A 21,514-nucleotide genomic window follows, 5' to 3' on the forward strand; every position below is an offset into this window, starting at 1 on the left:
CCATGGCCGAGGCCTATATCTGTGACTACGTCCGCACGCCGATCGGCCGTTTCGGCGGTTCGCTCTCCTCGGTCCGAGCCGACGATCTCGGCGCGGTGCCGCTGAAGGCCTTGATGGGGCGGCACGCCGGGCTCGATCTCGAGCGCGTCGACGACGTGATCTTCGGCTGCGCCAATCAGGCCGGCGAGGACAATCGCAACGTGGCGCGGATGAGCCTGCTGCTCGCCGGCTTCCCCGTCTCGGTCTCCGGCACCACCATCAACCGCTTGTGCGGTTCGGGCATGGACGCGGTGATCCAGGCGGCGCGGGCGATCAAGGCGGGCGAGGCCGAGCTGATGATCGCCGGCGGCGTCGAGAGCATGTCGCGGGCGCCCTTCGTGATGCCCAAGGCGGAGACGGCCTTCTCGCGCGCTGCCGAGGTCCACGACACCACCATCGGCTGGCGCTTCGTCAACCCGCTGATGAAGGCGCAGTATGGCGTCGATTCGATGCCTGAGACGGGCGAGAACGTCGCCGAGGACTTTTCGATCTCGCGGGTCGATCAGGACGCCTTCGCTCTGCGCTCGCAGGCCAAGGCTTCCGCCGCGCAGGCCAACGGCCGTCTGGCGCGCGAGATCGTCCCGGTGACGATCCCCAAGCGCAAGGGCGATCCGGTCGTGGTCGATCGCGACGAACATCCGCGCGCCACCACGATGGAGGTGCTCGCCGGGCTCTCGACCCCGTTCCGCAAGGGCGGGTCGGTGACGGCGGGCAACGCGTCCGGCGTCAACGACGGCGCGGCGGCGCTGATCGTCGCCTCGGAGGCGGCGGCGAAGGCGCACGGGCTGACGCCGATCGCCCGCATCGTCGGCGGGGCGGCGGCGGGCGTGCCGCCGCGCATCATGGGCATCGGCCCGGCGCCGGCCTCGAAGAAGCTGCTCGCCCGGCTCGGGCTCACGGTCGACGATCTCTCGGTGATCGAACTCAACGAGGCCTTCGCGAGCCAGGGCCTCGCGACGCTGCGCGATCTCGGGATCGCCGACGACGACGCGCGGGTGAACCCCAACGGCGGGGCCATCGCGCTCGGCCATCCGCTCGGCATGTCGGGCGCGCGCATCACCGGCACGGCGGCGCTCGAACTGGCGCTGACCGGCGGGCGGTATTCGCTCTCCACCATGTGCATCGGCGTCGGCCAGGGCATCGCGGTGGTGCTGGAGCGGGTGTGAGGTGAGCGAGGGGCTCGGCGCGTCCTTCTCCCCTCGTGGGAGAAGAAATCCGACGGCGCGACGTTCCGACGACTCGGGTGTCGATCGGAGGTCCTTCACCCTGAGGTGCGAGCGCAAGCTTCGCCTCGAAGGGCGAAGGGCCGAGCGGCACGGTTCGAGGCACGGTCTTCGACCGTGCGCCTCAGGGTGAATCCGAACCGGCCGAAGAGGGGTGAGCTTCCGACGTCGGATCTCACCCCATCCGGGCGCCGCTCACCCGCTTCACCAAGTGCACCATCACGGCGGTGGCGAAGAGGGGCGTGAGGAAGTTCACGAAGGGGATCGAGAGCACGAGCGCCGAGGCGAGGCCGGCCAGCATCGCGGCTCCCGAATGGGCGTGCGCCAGCCGCTTCGCCTCTTCTTTCCCCATCGTCCGACGCGCCGCGAAGGCGAAATATTCCCGGGCGATCAGCCAGCCGTTGCCGATGAAGAAGGCGACGAGATTGACGCCGGGGATCAGCAGAAGAACCAGACAGACGAGGTTGACGACGAGCGACAGCGCGGTGAAGCGCGCGGCTTGAATCAGGCTTTCGCCGAGCGGCATGGCGCGGCCGGGCGGCGCGCTCGGGTAATGGGTCTTCTCCACCACCTCGGCGACCTCGTCGAGGAAGAGGCCGGCGACGGCGGCGGTGATCGGCGCGATCAGGAACGAGAAGCCGATCATCAGGGCGAGGCCGGAGAAGATCCCGGCGATCCAGAACACCCCGTCGAGGAAGAACGGCACGTTCAACGGATGGGCCCCGGCCATGTCGCCGGCATAGCCGGTGAAGAGCCGCGTGCCGAGCGCCCAGAGCACCACGACGATCAGCAGGGTCACGCCGAGCGAGCGGATCGCCACGCCGCGAAAGGGCGGCGAGGCGAGATCGGCGACACCGTCGCGGATCGCGGCGCCGACATGGTCGAGCGAGGACGCCATGGTCAGGCCGCCGCCTCACCGGGGGCGACCCCGGCGGGGCCGTGGACCATCTCGTCCTGCAACCGGCGCAGCTCGACGATCTTGGAGCCGACCGGCGGGGCGACGTTGGCGCGGGTCAGCAATTCGCCGCGCTTGATCGGTTTCACCACCGTGCCGCCCTCGATCAGGCCGATCGGCATGGCGCCGGCCGCGCGGGCCGCCTCGTATTCGAGGGTGAAGGCGCGGTAGCACCATTCGCCGATCGCATCGAGCTTCTCACCGGGGGCGAGGTCGCGCTTGGCGAGGGCGGAGACCTCGGCCGAGGGCTTGGCGAGCGCGCGCATGTCGACGCGGCCGTGGAGCACCGCGCGGGCGGCCGACAGCGGCACCTCGAGGCTGGTCAGGTGATAGGGCCGGTAGAAGGTGTAATAGGGGCCGGGGCCGAGCTTCAGGTCGTTCATGCGCTCGCGCAGGCGCGGGTGGCTCATCTCGGCGACGACGAAGACGCCCGGCGCGACGCCCTTGCCGATGGTGTAGTCGACCACGCCCTTGCGCGAGAGAATGCCGCCGTCTTGCCTCGGGCAGAGGATGGTGTGGAGGTTCTCGAGCGTCGCCTCGGGGCCGTGCATGCCGGCGACGTCGGGGACGAGGCCGGTGGCGTTGGCGATGTTGGCCATCTCCACCATGGTCTTCGACCCGTCGATGAACTCCACGAGCATGCGCGGGTTCATGTTGCGGCGGGTCGCCTCCTCGACGTACTGGTCGGGGGTGGCGGTGATGTCGAGCGGGTTGTTCTTGCCCTTGCCGGCGGCGATCACGGGATAGCCGAGCGCGGTGACGAATTCGATCAGTTCCATGGTCGAGGAGGGCTCGTCGCCGGCGCCGACCGTGTAGACCACCCCGGCCTCGCGGGCGCGGTTCTGCAACCAGGCGCCGACGGTCACGTCGGCCTCGACGTTCATCATCACGACGTGCTTGCCGGCCTCGATGGCGCCCAGCGCGATGATCGCGCCCATCTCCGGCTTGCCGGTGGCGTCGATGACGACGTCGACGTGATCGGACGTGTAGAGCGCCTCGACGTCGGTGGTGACGGCGGTGTAACCGGCCTCGACGGCGCGGGCGATCGCCGGGCGGCTCTCGACGACGCGGACACGCTCCGGGTCGAGCCCGGCGATCACATGGGCGTGTTCGGCGTGACGCTTGGCGGGGTCGCGCACGGCGATGACGGTGATCCGGAGACCCTTCATCAGCGCGACCTGGGTGACGATGTCGGTCCCCATCTCGCCGACGCCGACGAGGCCGATGCGGATCGCGCCGCCGGCCTCCTCGAGGGCGGCCAATTCGGCGGCGAGCCCGGTCCGGGCGACGAAGCGCTGCGTGGTGTCGGCCGACGGGAACGACCCTTCTCTGCCCATGATCGCTTCCTCTTCGGCGCTCGTCTCTACGGCCACCCTCGCGAAATAGGGCAGGGGCGGCGCGAACTCAAGGTCATCCGGTCCGCAATCCGCGTTCCTCCCGTCGGGTGAGGCGTGGTTGCATGGGGATCGCTTTTCCTTGTACCACGGCGGTCGACGGTCGTCGCTCCGGCTCGGACGGTCCCGTTCCCAGTCCCTTGCGCCGGTAGGTTCCCCTCATGACCGACACCCGTTTCGACGTTCTCGGCATCGGCAATGCCATCGTCGACGTCATCTCCCGCACGACGGACGACTTCCTGGTGCGCGAGGGGTTGGTCAAAGGGTCGATGCGCCTGATCGACGCGGAGGAGGCCGAACGCCTCTACGAGCACATGGGGCCGACCAAGGAGGTCTCGGGCGGATCGGCCGGCAACACCATCGCCGCGCTGGCGGGGCTCGGCGGGAAGGCGGCCTATTTCGGCAAGGTCTCGGACGATCATCTCGGCAAGGCCTTCGCCCACGACATTCGCGCCGTCGGCGTCCATTTCGAGACCGCGCCGCTGATGCGGATCGCCCCCGATCACGCGCCGACCGCACGGTCGATGATCCTGGTGACGCCCGACGGCGAGCGCACCATGAACACGTTCCTCGGCGCCTGCACCCATCTGACGCCGGCCGACATCGACGTGGAGACGGTCGCCGCCTCGAAGATCGTCTATCTCGAGGGCTATCTGTGGGATCCGCCGGCGGCCAAGGAGGCGTTCCGCGAGGCCTCGCGCATCGCCCATGCCCATGACCGGCGGGTGGCGCTGACGCTCTCCGACAGTTTCTGCGTCGAGCGCTGGCGCCCCGAGTTCCTGGAACTGATGCGCGGCGGTTTCGTCGACGTGGTCTTCGCCAATCAGGCGGAGGTGAAGGCGCTCTACGAGACCGCCGACATCGACGCGGGCGTGGCGGCGCTTCGGGCCGACGTCGGTCTGGCGGCGGTGACGCTGTCGGAAGAAGGGTCGCTGGTGGCGAGCCGCGACGGGGTGGTGCGGGTCGCCGCCGCGCCGGCCGCGGCGGTGGTCGACACCACCGGCGCGGGCGATCTCTACGCGGCCGGCTTCCTCTACGGTCTCACCCACGGTTTCGATCACGCCACCTGCGCCGAGCTCGGCGGCCTGCTGGCGGCGGAGATCATCGGCCACATCGGCGCGCGCTCGCAGTCCGATCTCGCCGATCTCGTGCGTCAGGCCGGCTTTCCGGTCTGATCGGCGGCGGCGTCGGGAGCGATCGTCCAACGATTGCGCCCGGCGTGTTTGGCGGCGTAGAGCGCGGCATCGGCGCGCTCCAGCACCCGGCGTCGCGCGCGCGGGTCGCCGTTCTCGACGAGGGCGCAGCCGAGCGAGACGGTGACGAGGCCGTCCGCGCCGTCGATGCCGGCGTGGGGGATCGACAGTTTCTCCACGGCGCGGCGCAGACGCTCCAGCACGGTCACGACGTCGTCGCGGCCGAGGCCGGGGGCGAGCGCCACGAACTCCTCGCCGCCGAGGCGGGCGATGAAGTCGGCGTTGCCGCGCATCTCGGCGGCGAGCGCGCGCGCCACGGCGATCAGGCAGCGATCCCCCTCGACATGGCCGTAATGGTCGTTGAACGCCTTGAAGTGATCGATGTCGATCATCACCACGGCGAGGGTGGCGTCGTGCGGGGCGGCCATCGTCTCGGCGAAGCGCTCCTCGAAGGCGCGGCGGTTGGGAATGCCGGTCAGGGGGTCGAGCGTCGTCATCTCGCGCAGCTCGGCGTTCCGTTCGGCCGTGTCCTCCGAGAGCAGGCGCTCGCGCGTGAGGAACAGGAAGAGGGCGCGGTGGTCGCGATCGTCGCGCCAGTTGCCCCAGAGCGTCATGGCGCTGACCGAGATCACCAGGAGCAACGCCGGCACGTGCAGCGTCATGTCGAATTCGGGATCGCCGACGAGCGCGACCGCGTAGATCACGTCGACGACGACGATGGCCGTCAGCGCCTGCCGGAAATGCAGCGAGGCGAGGTCGGCGGCGGCGAGCGGCACCATCATGAAACAATAGATGCCGACGGTCGCGGCGGCGCCGCTCTCGACCCGGAAACCGACGCAGACCAGGGCGCCGACCGCGACGACGCCGGAGATCGTGGCCCGATCGATGGCGCGATGGGTGCGCGACAGCGCCGTGACGACGAGGGTGAGGAAACTCACGGCGCCGATCGCCGCCATCGTCGCCAGCCAGCGCCGGAAGGTCTCGGGATCGGCGGAGGTGTCGGTGAAGAAGGCGCGCTGAACGACGAAGGCGGCGAGGACCGAGAGACCGATGCTCGAGGCGATGATCATCGAGCGGCGGCGGCGGTCGGAAATGGCGGTGCGGTAGTGTTCCTCGAGCGTCGGCGAAAAGGCGAGGACCCCCGGCGGGGTCTCGAGATTGCGGATCACCTCCGCGATCAGCTGCTCGCGTCTCATCGTCGTCGTCCGCAGGTCGGGGGGGAGGCACGGGCGGGACGGCGCTCGGCCCGCAATCGGCGTCCTTAGGCCGGGTTCGAGCCCCTGTCCACGTCACGAGCGCGTGACCGGACGAAAAAGCGCTCTTCTCGGACGTTTCGTCGCGCCGACGCGCTCTCGTCGAGCGTCTCGTCGCGCCAACGCGCTCTCGGGACGTTTCGTCGCGCTCAGAAGCTCGGCGGTGTGCAGGCGGAGACCACCACCAGATCGTCGTCGCCGAGATTGCGGAAGGCATGGGGGCGGCGGCTGTCGAAGAAATAGGCGTCGCCGGTGCGCAACGTGTGGCGGACCCCGTCGACTTCGAGCTCGAGCAGACCGCGCACCACCAGTCCGGCCTCCTCGCCCTGGTGGGAGAGGAGGGCCCGGCCGGAGACGGCGCCGGGTTTGTAGCGTTCGTGCAGCATCTGCAGCGAGCGTCCGCTGAGGTCGCCGCCGACCTGGCGGTAGGAGATCGGGCCGCCGGCGATCTCGGTCAGTTCGTCGGCGCGCCACACCACCTTCTCGTGCTCGGCCTCCTCGGTCGAGAAGAACGCGGAGAGGCCGATCGGGAAACCGGCGAGGATCTGTTTCAGCGCGGCCACCGAGGGGCTGACGCGGTTCGCCTCGATCATCGAGACGGTGGCGTTGGAGACGCCGGCCCGCTTGGCGAGCGCGCGTTGCGACAGGCCGCGCGCGAGGCGCAGCTCCTTCAGGCGGAGGCCGACGTCGATGTCCGAGGGTGTGTTCATATGTTCAGAATACGGAACGGATCGAACAGCGTCCAGGGATTGTCGGGGGGCCGAGAGGCTTCTAACGTTCGATTTAGCGAACTGTTTCGACCCCGAGGTTCTTCATGACCGACATGCCGCGCCCCAACGATCTCGCCTCCTTCTGGATGCCCTACACCGCCAACCGGCAGTTCAAGAAGGCGCCGCGCATGTTCGTGAGCGCCGACCGGATGCGCTATCGCACCGACGACGGACGCGAGGTCCTCGACGGCACCGCGGGTCTGTGGTGCTGCAACGCCGGCCACAACCGGCCGAAGATCGTCGAGGCGATCCGCGCCCAGGCGGGTGAGCTCGACTATGCCCCGGCCTTCCAGATGGGTCATCCGAAGGCGTTCGAATTCGCCAACCGGCTGACCTCGATCGCGCCGGACGGGTTCGATCACGTCTTCTTCACCAATTCGGGTTCGGAATCGGCCGACACCGCGCTGAAGATGGCGCTCGCCTATCACCGCATGCGCGGCGAGGCGCAGCGCACCCGCCTGATCGGCCGCGAGCGCGGCTATCACGGCGTCAACTTCGGCGGCATGTCGGTCGGCGGCATCGGCGGCAATCGCAAGATGTTCGGACAGCTGCTGCCGGGCGTCGACCATATCCGCCACACCCACGATCCCGCCCGCAACGCCTTCACGCGCGGCCAGCCCGAGTACGGCGCGGAATTCGCCGACGAGCTCGAGCGGATCTGCGCGCTGCACGACCCCTCCACCATCGCCGCCGTGATGGTGGAACCGATGGCCGGCTCGACCGGCGTGCTGATGCCGCCGAAGGGCTATCTCGAGCGGCTCCGGGCGATCTGCGACAAGTACGGCTTCCTGTTGATCTTCGACGAGGTCATCACCGGCTTCGGCCGTCTCGGCAGCCCCTTCGCGGTCGACCACTACGGCGTGAAGCCGGATCTCTTCACCGTCGCCAAGGGCATGACCAACGGCGTCATCCCGATGGGCGGCGTATTCGTGTCGTCGAAGATCCACGACGCCTTCATGTCCGGCCCCGAGCACATGATCGAGTTCGCCCACGGTTACACCTATTCGGGCAACCCGATCGCCTGCGCCGCCGGCATCGCCACACTCGACACCTATGCCGAGGAGGGGCTTCTGACGCGCGCCTCCGAGCTCGCCGGCTATTGGGAGGACGCGCTGTTCTCGCTGAAGGGCCTGCCGCACGTGATCGATCTGCGCAACACGGGCCTGATCGGCGCGATCGAGCTGGAGCCGATCGCCGGCGAGCCGACCAAGCGGGCCTTCTCCTGCTTCCTCGACGCGTTCGAGAGCGGCCTGCTGATCCGCACCACCGGCGACATCATCGCGCTGTCGCCGCCGCTGATCATCGAGAAGGCGGAGATCGACGAACTGTTCGGCAAGCTCACCGAAGTGCTGAAGCGGGCGGCCTGATCGCTCGCCCAGGGCCGCCCCCGGACGACGGGGGGCGGCCTCAGGCGCTCATCTCGAGCGCCTCGGTCTCGCCTTCGGCGGTGGCGTCCACCGCCGGAGTCTCGGCCGCGGCCTTCGGCGTTTCGGCCGGCTGGGCGCGGGTCAGGACGATGGCGTGTTCGCCCAGTCCCTCGGCGTCGGCGATGTGCTCGACCTGACCTTCGATCTCGGCCATCAGACCGGGGACGGCCTGGGCGGGCACCGCCTCGGAATAGAGGAAGCCCTGGCCGAGGGTGCAGCCGAAATCCCGGAGGATGTCGGCGTTGCCGGAGGATTCGATGCCCTCGGCGGTGGTCGGCAGACCGAGACTGCCGGACAGGCCGATGATCGCCTTGACGATCATGCGGCTGTCGGAATTCTCGCGCATGGTCTTCACGAAGGACTGGTCGATCTTGATCTTGTCGAACGGCAGCATGCGCAGCTGATGGAGGCTGGCATAGCCGGTGCCGAAGTCGTCGAGGGCGATCGAGATCCTGGTTCTTCAGGGACAGCAGGGTCTGGGTGGCCTGATCGTGGTCGACGACGAGGGCGCTCTCGGTGATCTCGATCTCGAGACGGCGCGGGGGGAAGCCGACCTCGACCAGGATCGCCAGGATCTCCTGGGCGAGCCAGGGGTTCTTGAAGTCCACCGGGGAGATGTTGACGGCGATCTTGATGTGGTCCGGCCAGTCGCGGGCGCTGGTGCAGGCCTGACGCAGGAGCGAGGTGGTCAGGCGCGAGAGCAGCCCGGTCTCCTCGGCGATCGGAATGAAGACGCCGGGCGGGATCTGGCCGCGCGTCGGATGGGCCCAGCGCGCCAGCACCTCGAAGCCGGTCAGGCGGCTCGACGAGAGATCGATGACGGGCTGGAAATGCGGGGTGATCTGCCCGGAATCGATGGCCGATTCGAGCGCGGTCTCGAGCTCGGCGCGCTCGCGGATCGCCTCTTCCATCTCCGGCTCGAAGACGGCGATCGAATTCTCGCGCTTCTTGGCGTTCTGCAGGGCGATGTCGGCGCGGCGCATGATCACGTCGACCTCGGCGGTGCCGTAGGCGCCGCCCCAGAGGGTGACGCCGGCGTCGGCGGTGATCGGCAGCGGCGGGTCGAAATCCTCGAGCCGCATGGCGACCGCGGCCACCAGACGGGCGGCGCGGGCCTCGGCGGTCTCGACGTCCGGCACGGTGGTCAGGATGTGGAACTCGTCGGGGCCGACCCGCGCGACGAAATCCTCGGGGCCGACCGCCATGGCGAGGCGATCTGAGAATTCGATCAGGACGCGATCGGCGACGAGGTGGCCGCTCACCTCGTTCAGGGACTTGAAGCGGACGATGTCGATGGCGACGACGCAGCCGAGGTCGCCGGACGCGACGGGGGCGGCGAGGCGGGCGCGCAGCGCCGCCTTCAGGCCGACGCGATTGGGCAGCCCGGTCAGGCGATCGCAGATCTCGGCGGTCTCGGCGTTCTGCTCGGCCTCGGCCTTCGCCACCATCGCCTGGTTCAGCTCGTGGCGGCGGCGGAAGGCATAGGAGAAGACACCGGCCCAGGAGGCGACGAACAGCGCCATCAACGCCGAACCCAGCGTCGTGTCGGCGGATTCGAGCATGGCGACGGTTCGGTGAAGAACTCCGAAGCGGTAGTCGAGTAAGAAGAGCAGCGCGATGATGCCGAGCAGGACGATCCGTTCGCCGGTCGCCGAGAGCGATCGTCTTCCGGACGGTACGAGGACGGACTTCAGACGACTCATCGAGCGGGCTCCTCGCGTCGCGGCACGTTCCACGACCGATCCGGTCCGTTCTACGCCGCGACCATTTAAGGAGCCCTTTCCAAGGGTGGGTTGCGTCGGGGTAGGGGCACGTATGGTTGAGGAAACGTTCACCGCGTTTCGACGAACGTCCGCAACAGGTGGTGGGCGATGGCGATCGGCGGCGGCGCGACGAGGCCGTCGGGATGGCGCCGGTCGAGGAGGAGGCGGGCCTCGTCGCGGTCGAACCAGCGGCAATCGGCCAGTTCCTTCGGATCGATCCGGATCGTGCGGTCGAGGGCGTGGGCGCGCACGCCGATCATGAGCGAGCCGGGAAAGGGCCAGGGTTCGCTGGCGACATAGGCGATCGCGCCGACGGCGATGCCGGCCTCCTCGAGGGTCTCGCGGCGCACCGCCCCCTCGATGGTCTCGCCCGGTTCCATGAACCCGGCGAGGCAGGACCACATCCCCTCCGGAAAGGCGTGGCCGCGTCCGAGCAGGCAGCGCTCGCCGTCCTCCACCAGCATGATCACCACCGGGTCGGTGCGCGGGAAATGCTCGGTCGAGCACGACGGGCAGACGCGTTTCCACCCGGCCGAGGTCGGCCGCGAGGCGGCGCCGCAACGGGCGCAGAAGCGATGTCCCTCGTGCCAATGGTGGAGGGCGCGGGCGGCGGCGAGGGCGCCGTAATGCGTGTCGGGGAGCGTGCCGGCGATCGCCAGGGCGCGCAGTTCGATCAGTTCGAGGCCGGCGGCTGCCGCGCGGTCGGGGTCGGCGAGAGGCAGGGCGAACCAGCCGACACCGGCGTCGGTGCCGAGGAAGATCGGCTCGGCGTCGGAGGGGGCGAGGCGGGCGGCGAGGTCGCCGTCGAGGGCGGCGTCGAGGCCACCGTCCGAGCGGCGGGCGACGACGACGCGGCTGCCGGAGGTCACCAGGGTTCGGGCGCGGCGGTCGGCGGCGAGCGCGGCGAGGGCGGGAACGTCGTCGCGCAGGTCGGCGCGGCGGTCGAGCGCCGTGCGGGCGAAGCGGAAGTCGAGCGACGGCTCGGACGGCGGAGCGGGCGGGAGCATGCGTCGACCTCTTCGCGTCGGGCGGCTCAGGCGAGCCGGCGGGTGAGGCGGTCGGCGAGATCGTCGAGCGCGGCGTCGGCGAGCGGACGCGCGAGTGGGCGCCCCCAGACCGGGTTCGGCCAGGCGGGATCGTCGCGGAAGCGGGCGATCACGTGAACGTGGAGCTGGGCGACGACGTTGCCGAGGGCGGCGACGTTGAGCTTGTGGGCGCCGGTCTCGGCGCGCAGGGCGTCGGCGACGCGAGTGATCTCGTCGAAGAGGAGGGCGCGGTCGGCCGGCTCGAGGTCGAGGATCTCGACCAGATCGGCGCGGCGCGGCACCAGGATCAGCCAGGGGTGATCGCTCGGCCGCATCGCCAGCACGCGTGAGAGGGCGAGATCGCAGAGCGGCCGGGTGTCGGCGGCGAGGCGCGGATCGAGAGTGAAGACGGTCATGGCGAACCCAGGTTTGCGAGACGGTCCGGCCGCGCGGGAGCGCGTCGCCTCCGCCGCCTCATTCCTCGTGGAAGCGGGCCTCGACCAGATCGACGATGGCCTGCATCGCCTCGGCGGCCTGGGGGCCGCGGGTGGTCACGTGGATCGAGGTGCCGATCGAGGCGGCGAGCATCATCAGACCCATGATCGAGGTGCCGCAGACCGACTGATTGTCCTTGGAGACCTCGACCTCGGCGTCGAAGGATTCGACCGTCTGGACGAATTTGGCCGAGGCGCGGGCGTGGAGGCCTCGCTTGTTGGTGATGGGGATGTCGCGTTCGATGCCGGCCGTCGCGTCTGCGCTCATGCGTTCCTCAGCCCTGGAGAACCTGACTGGCCACGTTGATGTACTTGCGACCGGCCTCCTTGGCCTCGATCACCGCGTCGAGCAACTTGCGCTCGCTGCGGACCTTGGCGAGCTTGACCAGGAGCGGCAGATTCATGCCGGCGACCACTTCGATCGAACCGCCGTTCATCACCGAGATCGCCATGTTGGAAGGCGTGCCGCCGAACATGTCGGTGAGAATGGCGACGCCCTCGCCGGTGTCGACGGAGGTCACGGCGGCGAGGATGTCGCCGCGCCGCTGCTCCATGTCGTCCTCCGGGCCGATGCAGATCGTGGCGATCTGGCGTTGAGGGCCTACGACGTGTTCCAGAGCCTTGACGAACTCTTTGGCGAGATCCCCGTGCGTGACGAGGACGAGACCGATCATGGAGTGCGCTCCTGCGGGCCGACGGGGAGGCGAGCCGGCGCGTCTCTCTCGCGAGAGGACCACGCCACACCCGCTTCCGGGTAGCGCGCAAAAATGGGCGGGACGAGCGCGAAGTTCAAGTGAGAATGTTCGGATATTGCAAAATCCTGCAGTGCGTCACGGGTTTTCGTCGAGCGCGCGCAGGGCGTTTCGCACACGCAAAACCGCGCGGCGATCGTCGCGCCAGAGCCTGAGACAGGGCAGGCGGAGGCCGTCGAGCACGGCGAATCGCGCCTCGTCCTCGGGCATGCGCGGCGGCAGGGTCGCCTCGATGTCGACCACCAGGGCGATCACGGCGGCCGGCTCGTAGGGCAGGGTGACGATGCCGAGACCGCGCAGTTCGATCAGGCCGGCGATGGTCGTCGGCGTGCGGGCGACGAGGCGCCCGTGGGCGGCGCCGACCACGACGCGGTCGTCGGCGATCAGCGCGGCGTCGCGGCCGCGCGCCAGGGCGTCGTCGAGGAGATCGAGCACCAGGCACGACTTGCCGGCGCCGGAGGCCCCGCGTACCAGCACGCCGCGCCCCTCGTAGAGAACGGCGCAGGCATGGATGGTCGCGCCGTCGGCCATGTCAGGTCACCGCTCCGCCGGGAAGGGACACGGTGAAGCGGGCGCCGGAGACGGTGCCGTCGGCGGCGGTGCGGTTGCGGGCGATCAGCGTGCCGCCGTGCGCCTCGACGATCTGGCGGGAGATGGCGAGGCCGAGGCCGGAGTTGTTGCCGAAGCCCTCGCTGTCGGGGCGGTCGGTGTAGAAGCGCTCGAAGATGCGCTCGGCCTGATCGGGGCGGATGCCGGGGCCGTCGTCGTCGACGACGATCTCGACGCGGCCGCCGGTGGCGACCAGTTCGACCCGCACCTCGCCGCCGTCGGGCGAGAAGGAGCGGGCGTTGTCGACGAGATTGGTCAGCACCTGACCGAGGCGGCTGTCGTGGCCCATCACGAAGAAGGCGAGATGGGGCGCGCCGAGCGGACGGGCGGAGAGCGTCACCTTCTGATCGCGCTTGGCGGCGAGGTCGTTCTGCAGCGACACGACCGCCTCGACCAGAGCCTGGACGTCGACCGGGGCGCTGTCCTGGCGGGCGAGTTCGGCATCGAGGCGGGAGGCGTCGGAAATGTCGGTGATCAGGCGGTCGAGGCGTTTGACGTCGTGCTGGACGATCTCGATCAGGCGGGCGCGCGAGGTGTCGTTGCGGGCGAGCGGCAGGGTCTCGACGGCGCTCCTGAGCGAGGTCAGCGGGTTCTTCAATTCGTGGGCGACGTCGGCGGCGAAACTCTCGATCGCGTCCATGCGGCCATAGAGCGAATTGGTCATGTCGCGCAGCGCCCGCGAGAGATGGCCGATCTCGTCGCTGCGCTCGGAGAAGTCGGGGATCTCCTCGCGCGCCTTGACCGAGCGGCGGACCCGGTCGGCGGCGGCGGCGAGGCGGCGCAGCGGCGCGGCGATGGTGCCGGCGAGCAGGGTCGACAGGAGCACGATGACGATCGCGGCGACCAGGAAGACGCGCAGGATCGCCATGCGCTCGTTGCGCACGATCGCGTCGATGTCGCCGCCGGGGGTGGAGAGTTGAAGGGCGCCGAGGATGGTGCGGCCGCGGCGGATCGGCACCGCCACGGTGACGATCATCTCGCCGTGGGTGGTGACGCGGACGATCGGTGTGGTCGTGCCGGCGAGGGCGGCGGCGACCTCCGGATAGTCCTTGCCGGCGGAGATGCCCAATTCGCGATAGACCGGCAGATCGTGACCGCCGCGCATCCAGCGCGAGACCACCTCGAGGGTGCGGTGGAAGAGGCCGGGATCGGGCGCCGGCGCCGGCGCCACCAGTTCGGGCGAGAAGAAGCCGCCGGCGCGGTAGAGCGTGCGGCTGTCGAGCACCAGGAAGCCGTCGCGGTCCCAGACGCGGGCCGGGGTCTTGGCCGGGGAGATGAGGCGGCGCAGGATCGGCGCGACGCGCATCGGGTCGATCGGGAATTCGAGCGGCGAGATCTCGTCGCCGGTGTCGGGTTGTTCGCTCTTGTCGCCGATCTCGGCCCGGAGCAGGGCGTCGAGATCGATGCCGGAGGCGCCCGATTCCTTCTGAGAGGAGGCGCCGATCGCGGCGGCGATGATCTCGCCCTGGGTCTGGAGGCTCTCGATGCGGGCGTCGGTCAGGCCGGCGCGGAACTGATTGAGATAGAGGATCGCCAGCACCAGCGCGAAGAGGCCGGTGAAGTTCAGGAGAACGATGCGGCGGGTCAGGCTCGAGAAGGCGGTGTCGCCGAACAGGCGCAGGAGGCGGCGGGCGAGCAGCCGCAACACCCGCGTGCCACGTCGAGGCCGCGGGAGCGTCGCCGCCGGGTCGTCGTCGATCTCGACCGCCACTGGACCGTCACATCTCCTTGAAGCGGTAGCCGACGCCATAGAGCGTCTCGATCATCTCGAAGTCGTCGTCGACCGCCTTGAACTTCTTGCGCAGCCGCTTGATGTGGCTGTCGATGGTGCGGTCGTCGACGTAGACCTGATCGTCGTAGGCGGCATCCATCAGGGCGTTGCGGCTCTTCACCACGCCGGGGCGTTGGGCGAGAGAATAGAGAATGAGGAACTCGGTGACGGTGAGCACCACCGGCTCGCCCTTCCAGGTGCAGGTGTGGCGCTCCTGGTCCATCGACAGCGGGCCGCGCTCCAGGATCCGGGCGGCGTCGGTCGGCTTGACCGCGCCCTCGCCCTTCGGAGCGACCCGGCGCAGAACCGCCTTGACCCGCTCGACCAGAAGCCGCTGGGAGAAGGGCTTCCGGATGAAGTCGTCGGCGCCCATCTTGAGGCCGAACAGCTCGTCGATCTCGTCGTCCTTGGAGGTGAGGAAGATCACCGGCAGCTCGGACTTCTGGCGCAGGCGGCGCAGAAGCTCCATGCCGTCCATGCGCGGCATCTTGATGTCGAAGATGGCGAGGTCGGGCGGATTGGCCTTGAGACCGTCGAGCGCGGAGGCGCCGTCGGTATAGGTCTGGACCCGGTAGCCTTCGGACTCGAGCGCGATGGAGACGGAGGTCAGGATGTTGCGGTCGTCGTCGACGAGGGCGATGGTGGGCATGGGTATGCCGATCTCCGTGCGGGGGGCGTCATTCGGGGCCCAATACCACGGCGAATGCGCGCAAATCATGGCGGTGATCATAACCGAGACCGTCAAGTCCCGCCACCGCCGCGAGAATCGGTTGCGGGCCGGGACGGGCCTCGCCCCCGCGCGGATTGACGCGGGGGCGCGCCTCGTCCGACATGGACGCCGCCCGCTTCGCTTCGAGGACGTCCGATGACCGAGCCCGCCTTCTCTCCCGTCGAGACCTCGCGCCGCCTGATCCGGCAGGCGCGCACCGCCGCGCTGGCGACGATCGCGCGGCGCACCGGCCATCCGTTCGGATCGATGGTCTCGGTCGCCTGCGAGCCGGACGGAACGCCGATCCTGCTGATGTCGACGCTGGCGGCGCATTCGCGCAATCTCGCCGAGGATCCGCGCGCCTCGCTCCTCTACGAGGATCGCACCGTGCCGGATCCGCAGCAGGGTGGCCGCGTCACCGTGGTCGGACGGATCGAGCGGATCGAGGCGGCGACGGAGGCGGCGCGGCGCTATCTGGCGCGACTGCCGGAGGCGGCGCTCTATGCCGGATTCGGCGATTTCGCCTTCTTCCGGCTGGTGGTGGAGGAGGCCCATCTCGTCGCCGGATTCGGCCGGGCGATGCGGGTGCGGCGCGAGGATCTGCTGCTCGATCCGACCGGCTGTGAGGCGCTCGTCGCGGCGGAGGCGGCGGTGGTGGCGGCGATCGAGGCGGAGGCGGGGCGCGTCGCGCCTGGCGGCGAGGCTCGGGGCGCCGGCCGGCGATTGGCACGTCGTGGGTCTCGACCCCGAGGGGCTCGATCTCGCCACCGGCGATGGGCCGTATCGAGCGTTTCGACGCCTCACCTTCGGCGAAATCGCGCACACGGGCGCGGATTTCGAGGCGGCGCTGCGTCGTTGGGAAGAATCCAGTATCTTGCAATAAATTTCTTAAATCGTTGTAGTTCGCACTACGCATTCGATCCGACTTACGACTCCCTTGTTTACATCGGGAACGATGTAGTATTTTGCGCGCGCTCGATGGAACGAGCGCAAAAGGATAGTCAACCGACAGGGCGTGGGCCGAGCCCCGATTTCGAAGACTTCGAAAAAGGGCGCCGAACCGACGTCGCTGTTCAGGGTGGAGTCGTTTTTTTGATGCGGATCGGGGGATCGCGTTCGGGGGTCGAGGGGGGAGCGTTCCATCGCGAACGCCTCGTGAGCCCGAGCAGAATCCATCTCGAATAGGGGCGTTTCCGTCCTCGGGTGGTCTTCGTGCCGCCCTCCGAAGTCGTTTGCCTCCACCGGCGAATCGCAAGCCCTATCGACACGCGCTCCCGGTCCCCGTCAGGTCGAAGCCCGGGCGGGGCGAGAGCGCGACACCTCCACCGGAGAACCTTGATGTCTCGAGCTCCCACCATGAACGCCAAATTGATCGCCTGGGTCGACGAGGTCGCCAAGCTGACCAAGCCCGCCAAGATCCATTGGTGTGACGGTTCGCAGGAAGAATACGACGCTCTCTGCCAGGAACTGGTGGATGCGGGCGTGTTCACGCGCCTCAACCCCGACAAGCGCCCGAACAGCTTCCTGGCGCGCTCGTCGCCGTCCGACGTGGCGCGTGTCGAGGATCGCACCTTCATCTGCTCGAAGCTCAAGGAAGACGCCGGCCCGACCAACAACTGGGCGGATCCGGACGAGATGCGCGCGACCATGACCGGCCTGTTCGACGGCTGCATGAAGGGGCGTACCATGTACGTCATCCCCTTCTCCATGGGTCCGCTCGGCTCCAAGATCGCCCAGATCGGCGTGGAACTGACCGACTCGGCTTATGTCGCGGTCCACATGCGCATCATGACCCGGATGGGTCAGAAGGTGCTCGACGTGCTCGGCGACGACGATTTCGTTCCGGCGATCCACTCGGTCGGCGCGCCGCTCGAGCCGGGTCAGAAGGATTCCACCTGGCCCTGCAACGACACCAAGTACATCGTCCACTTCCCCGAGACCCGTGAGATCTGGTCCTACGGCTCGGGCTACGGCGGCAACGCGCTGCTCGGCAAGAAGTGCTTCGCGCTGCGCATCGCCTCGGTGATGGCGCGCGACGAGGGCTGGCTCGCCGAGCACATGCTCATCCTCGGCGTGAAGAACCCGCAGGGCGAGAAGACCTACGTGGCGGCCGCCTTCCCGTCGGCCTGCGGCAAGACCAACTTCTCCATGCTGATCCCGCCCAAGGGCTACGAGGGCTGGGAAGTCACGACGATCGGCGACGACATCGCCTGGATCAAGCCGGACGCCAAGGGCGTGCTGCATGCGATCAACCCGGAGAACGGCCTCTTCGGCGTCGCTCCCGGCACCAACGACGTCTCCAACCCGAACGCCCTCGCCACGCTCTACGCCAACTGCATCTTCACCAACGTGGCGATGACCCATGACGGCGACGTGTGGTGGGAAGGTCTGACCGACGAGGCGCCCTCGCACCTCATCGACTGGACCGGCCAGGACTGGACCCCGGGCTGCGGCCGTCCGGCGGCGCATCCGAACTCCCGCTTCACCGCGCCGGCGAGCCAGGTTCCCTCGATCGACCCGGCCTGGGAAGATCCGGCGGGCGTGCCGATCTCGGCCTTCATCGTCGGTGGCCGCGTCTCCAAGGCGTTCCCGCTGGTGTTCCAGGCGTTCGACTGGAGCCACGGCGTCTATCTCGCCGCCACCATGGGCTCGGAAGCCACCGCCGCGGCCGTCGGTCAGGCGGCGATGCGTCGCGATCCCTTCGCCATGCTGCCGTTCTGCGGCTACAACATGGGCGACTACTGGGCGCATTGGCTCGATCTCGGCCGCAACCTGCCGAGCGCGCCGGGCATCTTCCGGGTCAACTGGTTCCGTAAGGACGAGAACGGCAAGTTCATCTGGCCGGGCTACGGCGACAACATGCGTGCCCTCGAGTGGATCGTCGCGCGCGTCCACGGTCACGCCGAGGCGGTCGAGAGCCCCTACGGCTGGGTGCCGCGCTATTCCGACCTGAACTGGAAGGGTCTCGACTTCCCGAAGGCCAAGTACGACGCCATCGTCAAGGTCGACCGGGAGAAGGGTCTGGCGGAAGCCGAGGAGCAGGTCGCGCACTTCGCTCAGTTCGGCGCCAAGCTGCCGAAGGAAATGGAGCTGCATCGTCAGCTCTTCGCGGCGCGCCTCGAGCGCTCGCCGGCGGTGTGGGAACTGCAGGACTGATCCGAGGCTTTCTCGCGATCCGATCTTCGACGGCCCCGGAGCGATCCGGGGCCGTCTTCGTTTCCACGGGTCGTCGGCGGGCGGCGTTCCCGACGGCCGCGATGAAACTCTATGTGCGCTGCATCGCGAATGAGCAGGTGCAATATGCTGCCGAAGGTGACCCTACGGGAAAGTGCATGATTTCCGCGCCTTCCCGAGATGGCACGAAGCTTGATGAAGAGCGTCACGTTCGATCGGGGACGGATCGAGCCATCGACGTATCTCTCTGGGGGAGGTCGCTCGAAGCGAAGGTGTTCATCGGGTCACCGTCGTGCAGGGCGGTGACGAACACTTCGGTCGGGTGATTTCGCCGATGTGCAATCGGGGGTCTCACATGGCTTATCTCGCGCCTTCGGAATTCGTCGCCAAAATGGTGGACGCGGGGGAATCGAAAGTCCTCATGTCGACGCGGGACACGGTGATCCGGGCCTATATGGCCGGGGCCATCCTGGCGCTCGCCGCCGCCTTCGCGGTCACGATCAACGTCCAGACCGGCCAGCCGCTGGCGGGCGCGATCTTGTTCCCGGTCGGCTTCTGCCTGCTCTATCTGCTCGGCTTCGATCTGCTCACCGGCGTCTTCACGCTGACGCCGCTCGCCCTGATCGACAAGCGGCCGGGGGTGACCATCGGCGGGGTGCTGCGCAACTGGGGACTCGTCTTCGTCGGCAATTTCGCCGGGGCGCTGACGGTGGCGCTGTTCATGGCGATCATCTTCACCTTCGGCTTCGACACGGAACCCAACGCGGTCGGCAAGGCGATCGGCCACATCGGCGAGGGGCGCACGGTCGGCTATGCGGCGCATGGGGCGGCCGGCATGCTGACGCTGTTCATTCGTGGCGTGCTCTGCAACTGGATGGTGTCGACCGGCGTCGTCGCGGCGATCATGTCGACCTCGGTGTCCGGCAAGATCATGGCCATGTGGATGCCGATCATGCTGTTCTTCTACATGGGGTTCGAGCATTCGATCGTGAACATGTTCCTGTTCCCGTCGGGGCTGATGCTGGGGGGCAAGTTCTCGATCATGGACTACATGATCTGGAACGAGATCCCGACGGTCGTGGGCAATCTCGTCGGAGGTCTGACCTTCGTCGGGTTGACTCTCTATTCGACCCACGTGAAGACGGCGCCGAAGCGCGCGATCGGCTGATCGAGCGACGCGAGGTCCCGCCGACGGCGGGGCCTCGCTCCATGCGCCGGGGGCGTCGATGGCCGCAATCCTCTCCCTTTCGATCGGCCGCCATTCCGCGGCCGGCGCCAAGGCGTCCAATCAGGATTTCGACGGTTTCGTGGTGCCGGAGCCGCCGCTCGCGGCGACCAAGGGCGTGGCGATCGCGCTCGCCGACGGCATCTCGACGTCGCTCCATGGTCGGATCGCCGCCGAGACGGCGGTGAAGAGCTTTCTTTCCGACTATTACTGCACCTCCGAGGCCTGGTCGGTGAAGTCCTCGGGGCTCAGAGTGCTGGCCGCGACCAACGCGTGGCTCCATGCCGAGACCCAGCGTGCCCGCGTCGATCGCGATTGCGGTCACGTCTGCGCCTTCTCGGCGATGGTGGTGAAGTCGCGGACGGCGCATCTCTTCCACGTCGGCGACGCGCGCATCCTCAGGCTCGAGGGGCGGTCGCTCGACCCCCTGACGACCGATCATCGCATCGTCGCCGGCGGCGAGAGCCTGCTCGCGCGGGGCTGGGGTCGGATCCCTTCGTCGAGGTGGAGACGCGGGCGGTGCCGGTCGAGATCGGCGACGTCTTCGTGCTGGCGACCGACGGGGTCCATGAACACGTCGCCGCCGGGTTCGTCGCCGATGCGATCCAGGCCGCGGGTGGCGATCTCGACGGCGCGGCGCGGGCGATCGTCGAGGAGGCCCTTCGCGCGCGGCAGTCCGGACAATCTGACGGTGCAGGTCGTGCGCGTCGACGCGCTGTCGGACGGGCACGCCGAGGAGGTGTTGGGGCGGGCGGCGGATCTGGCGCCGCCGCCGCCGCTCTCGGCGCGGATGGTCTTCGAGGGCTACCGGATCCTGCGCGAGCTGAAGGCGACCCATCGCAGTCACATCCTTCTCGCCGAGGACGTCGAGACCGGCGAGACGGTGGTGCTCAAGACGCCGTCGGTCGACGCGGGCGCCGAGCCGGAGCGGCTCAAGCGGTTCATGATGGAGGAGTGGATCGCCCGGCGGATCGACAGTGCCCATGTGGTGAAGGCGCGGGCGCCGGACCGGCGGCGCGATCATCTCTACGTGGTGATGGAGCCGCTCGAGGGCGGACCCTGACCCAGTGGATGATCGACCATCCGCACCCCGATCTCGAGACGGTGCGCGGCATCGTCGAGCAGATCGCCAAGGGGCTCCGGGCGTCTCATCGCAAGGAGATGCTGCATCAGGATCTGCGTCCCGACAACGTCATGATCGACGCGGCGGGGACGGTGAAGATCATCGACTTCGGCTCGACCCGGGTGGCAGGGCTCGCCGAGATCTCGCCGATCGAGGACGAGGAGATCCTCGGCACGGCGCAATATACGGCGCCGGAATATTTCCTCGGAGAGCGCGGCACGACCCGGTCGGACCTGTTCTCGCTCGGGGTCGTCACCTATCAGATGCTGACCGGACGATTGCCCTGCGGGGCGGAGGTGGCGCGGGCGCGGACCCGGGCCGAGCAGCGGCGGCTGCGCTACGTCTCGGCGCTCGATCCGCAGGGGCGGATCCCGCTGTGGATCGACGGGGTGCTGGAGCGGGCGGTCGATCCCGATCCGTCGCGGCGCCAGGAGGCGCTGTCGGAATTCGTCGAGGATCTGCGCCACCCCCGGGCGATCCCTCTGCGCGCCGGGCCGCCACCGTTGATGACCCGCCATCCGGTGCTGTTCTGGAAGGCGGTGTCGGGACTTCTGGCGGCGATCCTGATCGGGCTTCTGATCGCCCGGCATTTCGGCCGGTTCTGACGGGCCGCTC

Annotated in this window: 19 protein-coding genes and 2 pseudogenes; 8 read left to right on the forward strand and 13 right to left on the reverse strand. The window is 68.7% G+C overall.

The window, feature by feature from the left end:
- The first annotated feature begins 2 nt into the window (after nt 1–2).
- Nucleotides 3–1,205 carry a 3-oxoadipyl-CoA thiolase gene (gene pcaF / locus J3S89_RS02280; protein ID WP_217925856.1) on the forward strand — a complete coding sequence of 401 codons (1,203 nt, stop codon included), beginning with the start codon at nt 3–5 and terminating at the stop codon, nt 1,203–1,205.
- A 232-nt stretch (nt 1,206–1,437) separates the two neighbouring features.
- On the opposite strand, the gene J3S89_RS02285 is transcribed toward pcaF, so the two are convergent.
- Nucleotides 1,438–2,160 carry a sulfate transporter family protein gene (locus tag J3S89_RS02285; protein WP_217925857.1) on the reverse strand — a complete coding sequence of 241 codons (723 nt, stop codon included), beginning with the start codon at nt 2,158–2,160 and terminating at the stop codon, nt 1,438–1,440.
- Nucleotides 2,161–2,162: 2 nt separating this feature from the next.
- Nucleotides 2,163–3,554 carry an NAD(P)H-dependent oxidoreductase gene (locus J3S89_RS02290; RefSeq protein ID WP_217925858.1) on the reverse strand — a complete coding sequence of 464 codons (1,392 nt, stop codon included), beginning with the start codon at nt 3,552–3,554 and terminating at the stop codon, nt 2,163–2,165.
- Nucleotides 3,555–3,772: 218 nt separating this feature from the next.
- On the opposite strand from J3S89_RS02290, the gene J3S89_RS02295 reads away from it, so the two are divergent.
- The gene (locus tag J3S89_RS02295) at nt 3,773–4,786 is read left to right on the forward strand and encodes an adenosine kinase (RefSeq protein WP_217925859.1); all 1,014 of its coding nucleotides are present in this window, start codon (nt 3,773–3,775) and stop codon (nt 4,784–4,786) included.
- Here the strand turns inward: J3S89_RS02295 and J3S89_RS02300 are convergent.
- Together J3S89_RS02300 and J3S89_RS02305 are read right to left on the reverse strand one after the other, a co-directional pair.
- Nucleotides 4,765–6,000, reverse strand: coding sequence for a GGDEF domain-containing protein (locus J3S89_RS02300; protein WP_217925860.1), 1,236 nt, complete (start codon nt 5,998–6,000; stop codon nt 4,765–4,767). The genes J3S89_RS02295 and J3S89_RS02300 overlap by 22 nt on opposite strands.
- Before the next feature lie 206 nt (nt 6,001–6,206).
- Nucleotides 6,207–6,767 carry a cupin domain-containing protein gene (locus tag J3S89_RS02305; RefSeq protein WP_217925861.1) on the reverse strand — a complete coding sequence of 187 codons (561 nt, stop codon included), beginning with the start codon at nt 6,765–6,767 and terminating at the stop codon, nt 6,207–6,209.
- 104 nt (nt 6,768–6,871) lie between these two features.
- On the opposite strand from J3S89_RS02305, the gene aptA reads away from it, so the two are divergent.
- A complete protein-coding gene (gene aptA / locus J3S89_RS22995; protein ID WP_230489155.1) occupies nt 6,872–8,194 on the forward strand; it encodes an omega-aminotransferase AptA in 1,323 nt (440 codons plus the stop codon).
- A gap of 40 nt (nt 8,195–8,234) precedes the next feature.
- Here aptA and J3S89_RS23325 read toward each other — a convergent pair whose 3' ends face one another.
- Both J3S89_RS23325 and J3S89_RS23590 read right to left on the reverse strand, forming a co-directional pair.
- The gene (locus J3S89_RS23325) at nt 8,235–8,648 is read right to left on the reverse strand and encodes an EAL domain-containing protein (RefSeq protein WP_274383253.1); all 414 of its coding nucleotides are present in this window, start codon (nt 8,646–8,648) and stop codon (nt 8,235–8,237) included.
- Nucleotides 8,649–8,772: 124 nt separating this feature from the next.
- A pseudogene (locus tag J3S89_RS23590) lies at nt 8,773–9,618 on the reverse strand (EAL domain-containing protein); the annotation flags it as partial.
- Here J3S89_RS23590 and J3S89_RS23005 point away from each other — a divergent pair.
- On the forward strand, nt 9,505–9,858 hold the full coding sequence (locus tag J3S89_RS23005; RefSeq protein WP_230489159.1) for a hypothetical protein: 354 nt from the start codon (nt 9,505–9,507) through the stop codon (nt 9,856–9,858). The pseudogene J3S89_RS23590 and the gene J3S89_RS23005 overlap by 114 nt on opposite strands.
- A 227-nt stretch (nt 9,859–10,085) precedes the next feature.
- Here the strand turns inward: J3S89_RS23005 and nudC are convergent, their stop codons facing one another.
- The 7 genes from nudC to J3S89_RS02345 form a co-directional block, all read right to left on the reverse strand.
- On the reverse strand, nt 10,086–11,024 hold the full coding sequence (gene nudC / locus J3S89_RS02315) for an NAD(+) diphosphatase (protein WP_217925863.1): 939 nt from the start codon (nt 11,022–11,024) through the stop codon (nt 10,086–10,088).
- Between the two features lie 26 nt (nt 11,025–11,050).
- Nucleotides 11,051–11,458: an HIT domain-containing protein gene (locus J3S89_RS02320; RefSeq protein ID WP_217925864.1), complete on the reverse strand. Its 408-nt coding sequence runs from the start codon at nt 11,456–11,458 to the stop codon at nt 11,051–11,053.
- Nucleotides 11,459–11,516: 58 nt separating this feature from the next.
- The gene (locus J3S89_RS02325; protein ID WP_217925865.1) at nt 11,517–11,804 is read right to left on the reverse strand and encodes an HPr family phosphocarrier protein; all 288 of its coding nucleotides are present in this window, start codon (nt 11,802–11,804) and stop codon (nt 11,517–11,519) included.
- Between the two features lie 7 nt (nt 11,805–11,811).
- Nucleotides 11,812–12,210 (reverse strand): PTS sugar transporter subunit IIA, encoded by a 399-nt coding sequence (locus J3S89_RS02330; protein ID WP_217925866.1) that lies wholly within the window; start codon nt 12,208–12,210, stop codon nt 11,812–11,814.
- Nucleotides 12,211–12,366: 156 nt separating this feature from the next.
- Complete coding sequence (locus J3S89_RS02335; protein WP_217925867.1) at nt 12,367–12,819, reverse strand: HPr kinase/phosphorylase; 453 nt, start codon at nt 12,817–12,819, stop codon at nt 12,367–12,369.
- 1 nt (nt 12,820) lies between these two features.
- Nucleotides 12,821–14,647 carry a stimulus-sensing domain-containing protein gene (locus J3S89_RS02340; protein WP_217925868.1) on the reverse strand — a complete coding sequence of 609 codons (1,827 nt, stop codon included), beginning with the start codon at nt 14,645–14,647 and terminating at the stop codon, nt 12,821–12,823.
- A complete protein-coding gene (locus J3S89_RS02345; protein ID WP_217925869.1) occupies nt 14,616–15,317 on the reverse strand; it encodes a response regulator transcription factor in 702 nt (233 codons plus the stop codon). Before J3S89_RS02345 ends, J3S89_RS02340 begins: the two co-directional genes overlap by 32 nt.
- 216 nt (nt 15,318–15,533) lie before the next feature.
- Between J3S89_RS02345 and J3S89_RS02350 the strand changes: the two genes are divergently transcribed.
- From J3S89_RS02350 to J3S89_RS02365, 4 genes and pseudogenes are all read left to right on the forward strand, one after another.
- Entirely contained in the window at nt 15,534–16,562 is a 1,029-nt protein-coding gene (locus J3S89_RS02350; protein WP_217925870.1) for a HugZ family pyridoxamine 5'-phosphate oxidase, read from the forward strand.
- A 27-nt stretch (nt 16,563–16,589) separates the two neighbouring features.
- On the forward strand, nt 16,590–18,533 hold the full coding sequence (locus J3S89_RS02355) for a phosphoenolpyruvate carboxykinase (GTP) (protein ID WP_338020043.1): 1,944 nt from the start codon (nt 16,590–16,592) through the stop codon (nt 18,531–18,533).
- Nucleotides 18,534–18,906: 373 nt separating this feature from the next.
- On the forward strand, nt 18,907–19,719 hold the full coding sequence (locus tag J3S89_RS02360) for a formate/nitrite transporter family protein (RefSeq protein ID WP_217925872.1): 813 nt from the start codon (nt 18,907–18,909) through the stop codon (nt 19,717–19,719).
- A 58-nt stretch (nt 19,720–19,777) separates the two neighbouring features.
- Nucleotides 19,778–21,504, forward strand: a pseudogene (locus J3S89_RS02365) (bifunctional protein-serine/threonine kinase/phosphatase).
- The last annotated feature ends 10 nt before the right edge of the window (nt 21,505–21,514 follow it).

This window comes from Pinisolibacter aquiterrae, from assembly GCF_019160155.1.
Lineage (GTDB): Bacteria > Pseudomonadota > Alphaproteobacteria > Rhizobiales > Ancalomicrobiaceae > Pinisolibacter > Pinisolibacter aquiterrae.